The 13,715-nt window shown below is 71.0% G+C and carries 11 protein-coding genes; 5 read left to right on the forward strand and 6 right to left on the reverse strand.

The features are described from left to right. Positions 1-193 precede the first annotated feature (193 nt). From IPH07_25635 to IPH07_25655, 5 genes are read left to right on the forward strand one after another with little or no spacing between them, the layout of a single operon-like run. On the forward strand, positions 194-1,966 hold the full coding sequence (locus IPH07_25635; protein ID MBK6920804.1) for a HAMP domain-containing histidine kinase: 1,773 nt from the start codon (positions 194-196) through the stop codon (positions 1,964-1,966). 1 nt (position 1,967) lies between these two features. After that, on the forward strand, positions 1,968-3,698 hold the full coding sequence (locus IPH07_25640; protein ID MBK6920805.1) for a thiamine pyrophosphate-binding protein: 1,731 nt from the start codon (positions 1,968-1,970) through the stop codon (positions 3,696-3,698). Continuing rightward, a complete protein-coding gene (locus tag IPH07_25645) occupies positions 3,695-4,402 on the forward strand; it encodes a hypothetical protein (GenBank protein ID MBK6920806.1) in 708 nt (235 codons plus the stop codon). Before IPH07_25640 ends, IPH07_25645 begins: the two co-directional genes overlap by 4 nt. Further along, the gene (locus IPH07_25650; protein ID MBK6920807.1) at positions 4,399-5,193 is read left to right on the forward strand and encodes a hypothetical protein; all 795 of its coding nucleotides are present in this window, start codon (positions 4,399-4,401) and stop codon (positions 5,191-5,193) included. Before IPH07_25645 ends, IPH07_25650 begins: the two co-directional genes overlap by 4 nt. A 48-nt stretch (positions 5,194-5,241) precedes the next feature. Further along, complete coding sequence (locus tag IPH07_25655) at positions 5,242-5,868, forward strand: hypothetical protein (GenBank protein ID MBK6920808.1); 627 nt, start codon at positions 5,242-5,244, stop codon at positions 5,866-5,868. A 15-nt stretch (positions 5,869-5,883) separates the two neighbouring features. Here the strand turns inward: IPH07_25655 and IPH07_25660 are convergent, their stop codons facing one another. The 6 genes from IPH07_25660 to hcp all read right to left on the reverse strand — a co-directional run bounded on the left by IPH07_25660 (position 5,884) and on the right by hcp (position 13,234). Continuing rightward, positions 5,884-6,699 (reverse strand): SDR family NAD(P)-dependent oxidoreductase, encoded by an 816-nt coding sequence (locus tag IPH07_25660; GenBank protein MBK6920809.1) that lies wholly within the window; start codon positions 6,697-6,699, stop codon positions 5,884-5,886. Next, positions 6,696-9,308 carry a type VI secretion system ATPase TssH gene (gene tssH, locus IPH07_25665; GenBank protein ID MBK6920810.1) on the reverse strand — a complete coding sequence of 871 codons (2,613 nt, stop codon included), beginning with the start codon at positions 9,306-9,308 and terminating at the stop codon, positions 6,696-6,698. The genes IPH07_25660 and tssH overlap by 4 nt, the downstream gene beginning before the upstream one ends. Positions 9,309-9,318: 10 nt before the next feature. After that, positions 9,319-10,422, reverse strand: coding sequence for a type VI secretion system baseplate subunit TssG (gene tssG / locus IPH07_25670; protein MBK6920811.1), 1,104 nt, complete (start codon positions 10,420-10,422; stop codon positions 9,319-9,321). A 14-nt stretch (positions 10,423-10,436) separates the two neighbouring features. Further along, positions 10,437-12,182: a type VI secretion system baseplate subunit TssF gene (gene tssF / locus IPH07_25675; GenBank protein ID MBK6920812.1), complete on the reverse strand. Its 1,746-nt coding sequence runs from the start codon at positions 12,180-12,182 to the stop codon at positions 10,437-10,439. A gap of 37 nt (positions 12,183-12,219) precedes the next feature. Then, entirely contained in the window at positions 12,220-12,606 is a 387-nt protein-coding gene (gene tssE, locus IPH07_25680; protein ID MBK6920813.1) for a type VI secretion system baseplate subunit TssE, read from the reverse strand. A 136-nt stretch (positions 12,607-12,742) separates the two neighbouring features. Beyond that, positions 12,743-13,234: a type VI secretion system tube protein Hcp gene (hcp, locus tag IPH07_25685; protein ID MBK6920814.1), complete on the reverse strand. Its 492-nt coding sequence runs from the start codon at positions 13,232-13,234 to the stop codon at positions 12,743-12,745. Positions 13,235-13,715 lie beyond the last annotated feature (481 nt).

A 13,715-nucleotide genomic window follows, 5' to 3' on the forward strand; every position in this document is an offset into this window, starting at 1 on the left:
CACTGCAGCTCCTCCGCGCCTGTTGCGCCCCGCGCATCACACGAGGTGCGACGCTGTGCCGAACGCATCGCGTCGGCCTCGGTCGCGACCACCCATGGCGTCGCCGCACGAGCCCAGTCGGCAACGCGGCCGTGGTAGCGTGGTGGCCGGGAGCGTGGCGCCCTTCGGGTGGGCACGACGGGGCTTGGGCGGCGTGGACAACGGTGATCGACGGGCCGAGACCGACGCGCTCATGCGGGCGGGGGCGCGGCTGCGACTGGTGCACGAGGGCGGCGGCGACGACGAGCCCGCGACCCCCGAGGAGCTGAATCTCCGGGTCCTGCTGCCGCTGATGCGGTACCTCCGCGCCGAGTTCGGCCAAGCCACCATCGATCGACTCGCCCGCGACGCTGGCATCGACGAGGAGCTGCTGCGTCGGGCCAACGCGTGGACCTCCCATCCCTGCTTCGAAGCGATGCTCGCCGGTGCGCGCAAGCTGTTCGACAGCGATCAGGCGTTCATGCGCGCCTGCACCCACGACATGGTGAAGGTGTACGGGCCACTGCTGCTGGTGATCCGCTGCATCTCGGTCGAGAGCGCGTACCGCATGATGGCCGGCACCAGCCACCTGGCGACTCGCATCAGCCGCTACGAGGTGCGGGCCTCGTCGCGCACGTCGATTCGCTTGCGCTACGTCTCGACCAAGACCGAGTCGCGCCTGATGTGCCTGTCGCGACAGGCCCAGCTGCGCGCCGGGCCCACGCTCTACTGGGGCATGGCGCCGGCGGCCCTGCACGAGAGCAAGTGCCTCGCCCACGGCGACGACGCCTGCGAGTACACGCTGCGCTGGTACCAGCCGCTGCGCTGGCGCGGACCGCTGCTCGGCGGCCTGCTCGGCGCGCTGCCGCTGGCGATCGCGCTGCTGCTGGGCGTGACCCCAGCCCCGCTGCTGGCGGTGATGGCGGTGCTGCTGGGCATGGCGAGCGGGCTCGCGATCGAGCAGCGGCGCCTGGTCTCCGACCACCTGCAATTCGCCGAGCAGACCAACCGCGAGTTCGATCACCTCGTGCAGGCGCACGCGTGGGCGGTCGACGAGGTGCTCGCGCTACACCAACGCGAGCGGCAGTGGGGCGAGCAACGCGAGGCCGCGCTCGAAGAACGCGCCGCCCGACTCGACCGCGTGGTCGATCGCCTGCAGGACATCGGCGAGCCCAACCGCGACAAGCTGCGGAACCTATCCCATGACATCAACAACCCCCTCGCGGTGCTGCTCGGCATCGCCGCGCACATGCGCCGCGCAATGACCTCCGAGGATCTCGCGGACACCGCGACCACCCTCGAGACCACCGTGTCGCAGCTGAGCGGCCTCGTGCGGGAGATCGCCAACATCGCATCCCACGAGCCGGCGACCCCCTTCGAGCCCGCGCGCATCGACGTCACCGAGCTGACCCAGCGCATGCGTCGACAGCTGCGGGCGACCGTCGTGGCGCGGGACATCCGGGTCACCGTGTTCCAGACCCGCGAGGCGCCCGAACACATCGTCACGCTGCCGGCGATGCTCGAGCGCGTGATCGACAACATCCTCACCAACGCCGCCAAGTACACCGAGCGCGGCAGCATCGTGGTCGAGGTCGGCGGGACCCCGGGGCACCTGCTGCTCAAGGTCTCCGATACCGGCCGCGGCATCGGGCCGGAGCGACTCGAGCAGGTGCTGAGCACCGGCGGGCCCGATCCCAATCCCCCCGTCGGCGGCAGCCACGGCGCGGGCCTCAGCATCGTCGCGCGGCTACTCGACGGGCTCGGCGGTCGCCTCGAGATCATGAGCGAACCCGGGCGGGGCACGACGCTGTGGGTCTACGTGCCGTCGGATCTCGCCCGCGCCGAGCTCGGGCCGCGCGAGCTGCCGGCCGACGACTCGTTGCAGGGCGTGATGGAGCGCGTGGTTCGAGTCCGCGCCAAGCCCACGTTCGGAGGGGACGGCAGCTGACGTGCCGGTGCACGAACAGCTGACGATGGCGGACGTGTTCCTGCGCTACCTGCGAGCCGAGGGCGCGCGGGTCGTGTTCGGCGTGCCGGGTGGCCTGCTGCACCCCTTCTTCGCGGCGGTCGCCCGCGACCCCGAGTTCCGCCTCATCGTGACCCGTCACGAGTGCGGTGCGGCGTTCATGGCCGACGGCTTCGCGCGCACCGGCGGCGCCATGGCGGTCTGTGCCGGCACCTCGGGTCCCGGTGCGACCAACCTGCTCACCGGGGTCGCGTGCGCCTACTCGGACGGCGTACCGATGCTGGTCGTGACCGGGCAGGCGCCCTCGCACGCGCTCGGCAAGGGTGCGGCCCAGGAGACGCCACCGGAGGACATCGACATCGTCGCGATGTTCAAGCCCATCACGAAGTACTCGACGATGATCCCCGGGCCCGCACGCCTGGCGCATCACCTGCGTCGCGCACTGCGACTGGCGCTGACCGGTCGCCCGGGTCCGGTGCACCTCAACATCCCCGTCGACTACTGGGATCAACCCGCGGTCGAGGACTGGTTCGATCCCGCGACCTACCGCCCGGCCTACGAGCTGTTCGATCGTCGCGCGGTGAGCAGCGCGGCGCGCCGCCTGCTGACCGCGCGCAAGCCGGTGATCCTCATCGGCTCCGGCGCGGCGACCTCGGACGCCGCCGAGCACGTGCGATCGCTGGCGGAGCTGCTGCCGGCCCGGGTCGCGACCACCCCGCGGGCCAAGGGCGTGTTCCCCGAGGACCACCCGCTGTCGCTCGGCGTGATGGGCATCGCGGGCCACTCCGCGGCCCGCATCGCGTTGCTCTCCGACGACGTCGACGTCTTGCTCACGGTCGGCGCCTCGCTCAACGAGACCACCACGCTCAACTGGCACCCGCGCTTCCGACCCTCCGAGGCGCTGATCCAGATCGACGTGATGGCCGATCGCATTGCCCGCAACTATCCAGTCGACATCGCATTGGTCGGCGACGCCCAGACCATCGCCATCGAGCTCATCTATCACATCCATCGCCTGCTGCGCGACGGCGTGGCCGCGCAGTCGGCGTGGCGGGACGAGCTCGAGCTGACCCACGGCCACGAATTCTACGACGCACCCGAGCTGCGCTGCTCCGACGCGGTGCCGGTGACCCCGCAGCGTTGGCGCGTGGAGCTCAACGCCGTGCTGCCGGAGGACGCGGTGGTGTTCTCGGACATCGGCGGCCACATGCTCTTCAACGTGCACGACCTGTGCATCCGTGAGCAGCAGCGCTTCGTGCTGAACCTCGGCTTCGGTTCGATGGGCCACGGCACCGCGGCGCCGATCGGCGCCGCCTTGGCCGAGCCGCAGCGGCCGATCATCGCCATCATCGGCGACGCCTGCTTCGCCATGCAGGGCATGGAGCTGCTGACCGCCGTGGAGTACGACATCCCGGTCGTGTGGATCGTCGAGAACAACCAGATGCACGGCATCACATGGTTCGGCAGCCAGCTGGTCGGCGCCGGCGAGCCACTCGACGCGGTCCGCAACCGACGCCCGGTCGACATCGCCGGCATCGCGCGCGCCATGGGCCTGCACGCGTGGGTGGTCGAGCGGCCGCGCGAGCTCGGCCCCGCGGTGCGCGAGGCACTCGCGGGTCGACACCCCGCGGTGATCGAGGTCCGCGTCGCCGCCGAGATCGCACCACCGCTGGGGCCCCGCGCGCAGGTCATCGCGGGCTTCCGCGACCGGTGACCACGACCATGGCACACCGCGGACCCATCGAGGACGGCACCTGGCCCGAGCGCCTGCAGGGCCACGTGGTCGACCCTGGTCCGCCGGTGCGCGTGCACGGCTACGCGGCGGTCGAAGATCTCGCGCGACACCACGGCTTCCCCGAGCTGACGTTGCTGGCGTTCACCGGCGAGCTGCCGAGCTCCGAGCAGGTCGCGATGTGCGAGCTCGCATGGTCGTTGCTCGCACCGATCGACGTCGGTGCGTCGCCGACCCACGCCGCCCTGCTGGCGCGGATGTTGGTCGCGCCGGCCGCGAGTGTCGTGGCCCTGGCCGCGGCCACGGTGAGTGAGGAGGCGGCCGCGCTGCTCGAACAGCACGGCCCGTGGCTGCGGCGCTGCAGCGAGCTCCCGTGCGTCTATCCGGCCGCGCGCGAGGGCGATGCCGTGCTGGTCGCGACCATGCGCGCGCGACTCGGCGACAGCAGCGCGACGCTGCCGTGGCTGCGCGAGGCCGCGTCCGCCGAGGCCGCGGCGCTGGCCTTGCTGCAGGCCTGCGGCCTGCGCGAGCCACTGCAGCTCATCGCCGTGGTCGTGCAGGCCCGGCTCCCGTGTGTGATCGCGGAAGCCGAGCGACACGTCCCTCGTCGCCTCTCGCACTACCCGATCCAGCAGCCACCGTTCGACTACGTCGAGGCGGACGACGACGACGGCGGAGCCCCGTGACGCACGAGTCCCGCCTGCGCACGCACGTCGGCCACGCCGGCCACGGTGACAACCGCTTCCGCGGACGCAGCGTCGCCGACGCCCTCACCGGCCGCACGCCCTACTGGAGCCTCATCTCGCAGGCGGTGGGCAACCGTGACCTCTCGCCGCAGGAGTGCAGCGAGCTCGATGCACTTTCGGCGGCGGCCTGCGCCGCCGATCCCCGCATCTGGCCGCTCAAGTCGGTGCGCCTCGGGGCCGCGCACGGCAGCGCCACCGCGGGCCTCGTCGCGGGCCTGCTGGCGACCGATGGCGTGCACGGCCCTCGGGTCTCCGGGCTCTGTGCCGCGGTGTTGGTCGCGGTCGCCACCGCGATCGTCGGGCACGACGACGACGCCGCGCTCGAGGCCGCGCTCGAGCGGCACTTTGCGGTGCGCGTGCGACCGATCCCCGGCTTCGGTGTGGCCGCGCGGGCGCAGGACGAGCGCGTCGCGGCCTTCGCGGCCTGGCGAGCGCGCGCCGGCCACGACGGTGGCCGCCACTGGGCGCTCATGCGACGCATCGAGGCGATCGCGATCCGGCGGCGCCGCACGCCGGTCAACATCTCCGGTGCCGCCGCCGCGGTGCTGCTCGACCTCGACTTCACGCCCGCGCAGATCCACCTGCCCGCGATGTTCGTGATCGTGCAGAACCTGGTCGCCAACGCCGTCGAGGGTGCGGCCCAGGCCCCAGCGATCCTGCGACAGCTGCCACCCGATGCGATCGAGTACGTGGGCGTGCCGCCGCGCCGGTCGCCGCGGGCCGGCGGCTGAATTCGGCAGGGCGAGGGATCGAAATTCCCGGCCCCGACACTGGCGACGGTGGCCCGCCTTCGCCTGCTCCACTGCGCCCTCGCATGCCTCTTCGCAGCCGTCGCGCCCGCGTGCGTGAACAAGTCCGATGTACCGGACGCCAGCTGCCCCGACGCGCCGGGCTGCGCCACGACGTCGGGGCCCGGCGACGGCAGCACCGGCGGCGAGGCCAGCACCGGCGCGACCGCGACCTCGGCGACCTCCTCGCCCACCACCACCACCAGCGCCACCACCAGCGCCACCACCACGACGAGCGAGGGCTCGAGCGGATCCACCGGCGACGGCTCGGACGCGACGGGCGAGGGTTCGTCGAGCACCGGCGCACCACCGGACAACACCTACGCGCCGTGCCAGTCGGACGACGAGTGCACCACGGGCGTGTGCTACGCGGGCTTCTGCACCATCGTCTGCTGGACGCAGGTCGATGGTGAGATCGAGTGCCCACCGCCACCGGGCGATGCAGTCGGTGTCACCGTCACCTGCGATCGCATCGGCACGCCGAAGGGGCCCGCCTGCAAGGGCTGCTTCGACTGCGGGCAGTACTGCATCCCGAGCTGCACCGCCGACTCGACGTGTCCCGGCGGCGGGGCCTGCATCGACGCCGCGTGCTCACCCGGCGGCGCCCACTGCGGCTGAGCTGGGTCGCGACGCTCACAGGCGTCGCACGAGCCACTCGAACGCGCGCGTCGGCAGCAGCCACTGCAGCGTCGTGGCGAGGTGGGCATCGACGCCCACGAGGTAGCGCGGACGCGGCCGGGCCGCGAACAATGCATGCATCACCGCCGTGGCCACGCGATCGGGCGTCATCGGCCGCGCGGTCGCGCGTCGATAGGTCGCTTGCGCCCGCGCGAGGCCGGCGGCGTACGCGGTCTCCGTGGCCGGCAGGGCCGCGAGCGCATCGACGTAGAGCTGCTCGCCGGCGGGCAGCATCGGTGTGTCGACCACGCCGGGCTCGACCAGGCTCACGTGGATCCCAAATGGTCGCAGCTCGTGGCGCAACGCGCCGGTGAGACCAACCAGCGCGAACTTCGAGGCGCCATACGCCCCCAACCACGGCGTCGCGACACGACCGCCGACCGAGCCCACCGCGACGATGCGGCCGTGACCGCGACGCAGCGCCGGCAGGCACGCCTGCGCGAGCGCGACCAGAGCCACCGCGTGCAGCTCGAACGACGCTCGCAGCTGCGACAGCGGCACGTGCTCGAGCGGACCCAAGGTCGGCTGCCCCGCGCAGTGCACCACGCCGCCGAGTCCTGCGGGCCCGACGTGTTCGGCGATCGCCGCGCGCACGAGCGCGACCAAGTCATCGGCGCGGAGGTCGACGACGACCGGTACCACCGCGGCACTCGCCGGCATCGCGTCGTCGCGGCGCACGATCGCAATCACGCGATGGCCGGCGGCCTGCAACCGCCGGCTCACGCTCGCGCCGATGCCACTGCTGGCACCGGTGACGACGACGTCGCTCACGTCGCGTAGTCGAAGCGCCAAGCGCCGCCGAAGCCGATGCCGATCGACAGCTTGGGCGGCACGGCGCCCTGGGCCATCTGCTCGAGTAGGCTCCGCGCGAGGTTCGGCATCAACGAGCCGCGCAGCGCGTGGTCGAGCGCGCGGGCGCCGGTCTCGGACTCGGTGCAACGCCCGACCAGCTCGGTGATGAGCGAGTCCTCGAAGGTCACTTCGGTACCGTGGGCGCCGCGGATGCGCTTGCCGAGGCTGGCGAGCTTGAGCTTCGCGATGTCGGCGAGGATCTCGGGGTCCATCGGCCGATACGGCACCATCGTCATGCGAGCCAGCAACGCCGGCTTGAAGTGCTTGCTCAGGATCGGTCGGATCGCGGTCGCGACCTCCTCCGGCGACGGCTTGGCGCCGTTCTCGTGCAGCTTCATGATCGCGTCGGTCGCGAGGTTGCTGGTCAGGATCACGACCGTGTTGCGGAAGTTGACGACGCGACCTTCGCCATCCGACAGCATGCCCTTGTCGAACACCTGGTAGAAGAGGTTCATCACCTCGAGGTCGGCCTTCTCGCACTCGTCGAGCAGCACCACGCTGTAGGGCTTCTGCCGCACCGCCTCGGTGAGCATGCCGCCCTCGCCGTAGCCGACGTAGCCGGGCGGCGAGCCGATCAAGCGGCTCACGGTGTGCTTCTCCTGGAACTCCGACATGTTGATGGTCGTCATCGACCGCTCGCCGCCGTAGAGCAGGTCGGCGAGCGCGAGCGCGGTCTCGGTCTTGCCGACGCCCGACGGCCCCACGAACAGCATCACCGCGATCGGTGTCTCGGGGTTGCGCACGCCGGCGTGCGACATGCGGATGGCCTCGGCGACCGCCTTGGTGGCGTGGTTCTGGCCCTTGATGCGCGCCTCGAGGTTCGACTCCAGCTCCAGCACGACCTCGATCGAGCCGGCCTTCATCTTGCCGACCGGGATGCCGGTCCAGTCCGCGACGACCTGGCCGATCGAGTCGCGATCGACCTCGGCGTGGACCAGCGGGGTCTCGCCGCAGACCTCGGCCAGCGACGCGCGCGCGGCCTCGACCGCCGACACCCGCTCCGCGCGGTTGTTGTCCTCGGCCTCGCGCAGCTGCGTGAGCGCGTGCTTGAGCCGCGCAATGGCGTCCTTCTCGGCGGCGAGCTTCTGCTCGAGCTGGCCCATCTCGGCCTGGATCTGCTCGATGCGGGCCTGCAGCTCGGCGGGCTTGCCGTCGTCCTTGGCGGCCGCGTCGTCGATGTCGCGTCGCCGCGCAGTCAGCTCGCGCTCGACGCTGGCGAGCTCGGAGCGCAGCTGCGTCAGCTGGGCCGGCGGTGCATCCTGCTCGATGCGCACCCGCGCAGCCGCGGTGTCGAGCAGGTCGACCGCCTTGTCGGGCAGCTGCCGACCGGTGATGTAGCGCTCCGAGAGCTCGACCGCGGCGATGACTGCGTCGTCGCGCACGATGACGTCGTGGGCGTTCTCGTAGGTGTGCCGCAGGCCGCGGAGCATCAAGACCGCGTCGGCGACGGTCGGCTGGTCGACCTTCACCGGCTGGAAGCGACGCTCGAGCGCGGCGTCCTTCTCGAAGTACTTCTTGTACTCGGACCAGGTGGTCGCCGCGATCGTTCGCATCTCACCGCGCGCCAGCGCGGGCTTGAGCAGATTTGGAATCTCGTTGCCGTCGGCGCCCTGGCCGATCAGCGTGTGGGCCTCGTCGATGAACACGATGATCGGCGTCGGCGAGCCCTTCACCTCCGCGATGACCTTCTTGAGGCGGTTCTCCAGCTCGCCGCGTACGCCGGCGCCGGCCTTGAGCAGGCCCATGTCGAGCCCGAGCAGCTCGACCTGCTGCAGCTCGGCCGGGACCTCCTTGGCCACGATGGCGCGCGCGAGGCCCTCGACCAGCGCGGTCTTGCCGACGCCGGGCTCGCCCACGATGATGGGGTTGTTCTTGCGACGGCGCGCGAGGATGTCGATGACCTGCCGGATCTCGGCGTCGCGCCCGAAGATCGGATCGATCTCGCCTTTGCGGGCCTTGTCGGTGAACGAGATCGTGAAGCGATCCAGCGCCTCGCGCCCCGGCGCCCCGGCGGCCCGTGGCGCGCCCGGCTCACCGCTGGCCTGGGGCACCTCGAGCGCCTCCTTGGTGCCGGCGATGATCTCGACCAACCCCTTCTTGAGCTCGTTCTCGTCGATCGCCTCGAGGTCGGCGAAGCTCTCGGTGGTGTAGCGGCCGACGTGGGCCACGAACTCGAGCAGCAGATCGGCCGAGCGCAGCTGCACCGCGTTGCGCTCGAGCGAGGCGCTCACCCACGCGTTCTCGAACCACGTGAAGAGCGTCTCGGCGAACATCGGGCGGCCGGCGTTGCCGGTGCGGAGCTTCTGCAGCGAGCGCTCGACCGCGGCGGCGATGCGCAGCCGGTCCTTGCGGAAGTGGTGCAGGATCGCCGCGGCGTCGCCGTCCTCGACCAGCAGCAGCCCGTGCAGCATGTGGTCGGGCGTGATCTCGTAGTAGCGGCCCGCGGCCGCGCGCTCGACCACGCCCTCGAGCGCGCGCGTGCAGGTGGGGTTGAGACGACGGACGAGAGCTTTGGGTTCGACGCGCATGGGGACCTCGCTACGGGGACTCGATCGGTTCGGAGGGTTGCTTGGAAGTCAGCGGCATCGGCACGCGCAGGTGGGTGCGACTCTTCGCGCCCTGTCGCGACGACAGCCAGGAATCGATGCCCACGCGCTGGCCCGAGGCCACGCCGAGGCGAAACGGCGGGCGCGCGTGCTCGGCGAGCACCAGATCGAGCTCGAACTCGATCGGCTCGGGCGCCATCAGCCCGAGCAACTCGCGGATGACCGGGTACATGTCACCGTCGACGAGGAAGCGGCGGAAGTTCTCCTGCAGCGGGCCGATCCGCACCACCGCCTTGCCGGCGCGATCGAAGCACTGCACGCCCAGCACCGAGCTGTGGCCGAGCCGCGAGTTGAGCACGCCGAGCGTGGTGCGCTGCTCGGGGTCGATCGGCGACCAGCCGCCGGCGAACTGCACCATCTCGACGACGGCGTCACCCAGCGCCTCGCTGCAAACGTCCTGCAGCGCACGCTCGATGACGTGCGCAGAGCGCACGCGCGAGGCCAGCAGCGGCGCGATGCGAGCCATCCGCCACAGCGGCACGTGCTTGGTGCGTCGCCCGGAGAACGCATCGAGCCCCGCGAGCGCGAGCATGCGCATGGTCCACGCGTCGCCGCAGTCGGTGGTGAACTCGCGCGGCACGTCGAACTTGATGCCGATGCGGTAGACCAGGCTGAGCAGCCGGTGGTGGAACAGATCGAGGAAGTCGCGGCGCAGCGCGCCGGACTCCTGCGCCTGCAGCAGCTCCTCGGACATGAACAGCGGCATCGGTGACGCCGAGCCGGTCAGTCCCAGGAAGCTGGTCGTCACGTGGTAGCGGTGGCGGCGCTTCTCGAGCGCCTGGTGGGGGCCGCGCGGCACCTCGACGTACTCGACGCCGGTGATGTCGCCGCTCGAGAACGCCAGCGAGGGGTCGTGGCGAAAACGGATCGACTCGCCGTCGGGCGGGCCGTCGCCACCGATGCGCACCGCATTGGGCGTGGCGCGCTCGAGCATGCCGACCGCCACGAAGAAGTCGTAGGTCGACGCCTGCGTCAGCACGCGCTCCCGCAGCCCGCGCTCGGTCTCCTGATCGAGCCCGCCGGCGTCGCGGCCCACGCCCGCCGACGCGTTCATACGATGTGCTGCCGCCCGCTGCGCGCCGGCCACCCGAACTCCACCTTCGACGGGTGCAGCTGCAGGTGTTGCTCGGTCAAGGAGTTGAGCGCGACGTGGGCCGCATAGAGCTCGTCGAGCACGCAGCCGAACACGAACGCCTCGCCGACGGTGCCCGCGCGGGCCTCGTCGATCTCGATGTTCACCCGCGTGCCGCGAACCGGAGCGCCCTGCAGCATGCGCGTGATGGCCTCGGCGCTGACCTTGCGCAGCGACTCGATCTTGAGCTCGTTGGCGCGACCGGCCGTCGCGCTCACCTCGCGCTGGAAGTTGTAGAGCGCCAGCAGGGCCCGCAGCACCCCGACGTCGGCCAGCGACGAGCGCGACAGGCCCATGTGCGAGAGCAGCCGCCAGTGCAGCTCGTTGCCGAGCGCGGGGCGGGCCGGCACCGTCACCGGCGCGATGTTGCGAAACGGCGCCGGCGAGGCCACGCCGCGCGGCGTGGTGCAGATCTCACCGAGCTGCAGCTCCGCGGGCAGATTGCGGTTGGTCGCGACCACGTCGATCGACAGCACCTCTTCGACCTCGAAGCTGTTGGTGCTGACGTTGCGTGGCGTCGCGATCGACAGGTACGTGTCGGTGGCGTCGTCGATGGGCGACGTCGTCGGACGCAGCACGTAGTAGGCCGCGTCACGCCCCTCGGTCGCGTGGGTGTAGGCGACGAACGGCGCGTACTGCTTGCGCTGGGCCTGGCCCTGGCGCACGCCGATGACCGACGTCACCTCGTAGATCTCCATGTGCGCGGGCTTGAGGCCCGACGCGCGCAGCAGCTGCTCGTAGACCCGGATGTCGCGCTTGATCGGATCGGCCGAGGTCTCGAACAGGTTGATGACGGGCGTGCAGAACAGCCGGAAGGTCTCGGTGGTCAGTCGCGCAGGCAGGGCCGGCGGGCGCTCGAAGGTCAGTGCGAGCTCGAAGCTGTCCTCGGTGAGCGTCAGCCGATCGAAGTTGCGGATGTCGACGAACAGGAACTTGCCGGGCAGCGCGAAGTACTCCTGCAGCACGCGATAGCCCGCGGGCGCGAAGCTGGGCCACGGCAGCATCGCCTCGCCCTCGCCGAAGCCGACCGGGACGATCGCATCGGCGCCCAGACCCACCGGCGCCGCGCTGCCGCACTTGAGCGCGGCGGCCTTGCAGTAGCGCCGCAGCCACAGGTACAGCGCGCATGTCAGCGACGGCTCGCCGTGCAGCATCAGCCGCACGCCCTCGCGGCGGCACACCACCTGGCGACCGGCCTCGGTGGTGTTGAAGCGCAGGCGGATGACCGGGCGGTGCGCTGCGGTCTCGTCGAGCGTCGCGTCGACCAGCTCCAGCGGCAGCAGATCGATGTCGGCGGTGGTGCGGAACTCGCAGGCGGTGCCCTGCAGCGGCTTGGCCGACACCCGTGTGCCGCGGGGCACCGTGGCCACCGCCCGCAGTGCCCGCAGCGGCGGTGTGTACTGGATGATCGACATCGACGGCACCGGGCGCAGGTAGTGCGGGAACACCAGCTGCGCGACGCCATGGATGATCGCCGGCACCGCGTCGTCGATGCGCTCGCGGATCCTCGCGGTCAGGAACGCGAAGCCCTCGAGCAGCCGCTCGACATCGGGATCGCTGCCCTTCTCCGCCAACAGGCCGGCGGTCGTGGGATGGACCAGCGCGAACTCGCGGCCCATCTCGCGCAGGTAGGCGAGCTCGCTCTCGTAGTGCTTGGATCCCACCGTGGACCGCGAGTGTACGTCGGCGGGCGCGGGCCCGTCACTCGACCTTGACGCGGCCCTGCGAGCTCACCTCGGTGCGCACGCGGACCACCCCTTGGTGGCGATCGCCGGCCAGCCGCGCCGCGATCTCGAAGACCAGGGTCAGCGGGTCTTCGCCCGGCACCTGCCGCACGCGAACGTTCTTGAGCCGCGGCTCGTACTCCGCCACGGTGGCGCGGATCGACTTCTCGAGCGCGAGCGCGGCGTTGGGGAAGGCGTGCACGAGGTCGGCGAGGTCGATGATGCCGAACTCGCTGGCGGTGTGGGAGTCGCCGATGCGGCTATTGAGGATCGCCCGCAGGTTGGCGAGGATCGACTGCACCTCGTCGATCGGACGCAGCGGGTCCGGGGATGACAGGCGCGAGAGGAGTCCTCGGGTGCTCATCGGGGGCGAGGATCGCGGGCGAGGTGGCGCGACGTTGGGTCAGCGGAAGAGAGACGTCGCGGGAGGCCGGGGGCCCGAGACGCCGATGCGCGCCGGGGTTACCCCCGACGCGCAGCTACGGCAGAGCGCGATGCTCTTAGGTGTTCTCTTTCCAGTTGTCGTGGTGCGAGATGCCGCCGTTCATATACGTCCACGTGATGTTGTGGAACACGATGCCGATCTCCTCCAGCGGAGGCTCCGCCGACTTCGCCGGGTCGATGCAGTCCGGGGACACCATCTTGAAGAATGCGATGCGAGCATTCTTGAACTCGACGGTGAAGAACTGCTCGGTGGTGCCGTCACCCGTCGGGTTGGGACGGAAGAACTTGAACGTTCCCTCGATGACCTCGTTGTTGCAGAGCGCCTTCGCCAGCAGCGGGGTCGACTTGTCGATCCGCTTGCGGAAGACGATCGGCTTGTAGGTCCGTCGACCCGTCGCCAGGCTCGAGCCCTTCTCGCGCGCGGTCTCCACCTCGCTCGACCAGTAGACGCACTCGATGCTGCCCTCGCGACCGAGGCTAGTCTGCGACGACTCGCCTTGGACATCCGCACCGTTCGCCTTCAGAAAGAGATGACTTGTCTCTGCCATGTTGCTTCGAACCGTAGCAGCGCCCCGCGGGAGCGACAAGATGCCCCGGGAGTGCAGGTCCGTGAATTAATCCCGAGCCTCTCGCCACCACGCACGCGTGGGAGTCGACGCGAGAATCCGTCACGGCGGCCGCACCACTGAAGGTCACGTCGCCGCCGTGATCAAAACTTCACCCGCGCGCCGCGACCAGCTGCCGCGGCGTCACACCTGCACTCGCCGTGGCGAGGCTCGCCATCGGTCCGCCAACGGTGGTCACGGGTACATCGCGCGACCGCGACGACCACGGGTTCCACCGCGTGCCCGCGCGCGATCGACGAGCCCCGCATGTCGCCGCGCCGTCACCCGCGACGAGCCCGGCCCGTGGCCGATCGGTCGCCCTCCCACCGCGTTCACCGTGGTCACGACCGCGCGCCGCTTGCAGGCCTCGACGCGCCCCCAAGGCCCCACGCGCGGGTGACCGCCGCGCGGGCCCCCGCCTCGG

This window comes from Deltaproteobacteria bacterium (genome assembly GCA_016709225.1).
Classification (GTDB): Bacteria; Myxococcota_A; Polyangia; order Nannocystales; family Nannocystaceae; genus Xiheibacterium; species Xiheibacterium phototrophicum.

Coding starts and splice junctions, on each gene's coding strand:
- tssH (MBK6920810.1), bottom strand. CDS start 9,308: ATGCGCGTCGAACCCAAAGCTCTCGTCCGTCGTCTCAACCCCACCTGC.
- tssE (MBK6920813.1), bottom strand. CDS start 12,606: ATGAGCACCCGAGGACTCCTCTCGCGCCTGTCATCCCCGGACCCGCTG.
- hcp (MBK6920814.1), bottom strand. CDS start 13,234: ATGGCAGAGACAAGTCATCTCTTTCTGAAGGCGAACGGTGCGGATGTC.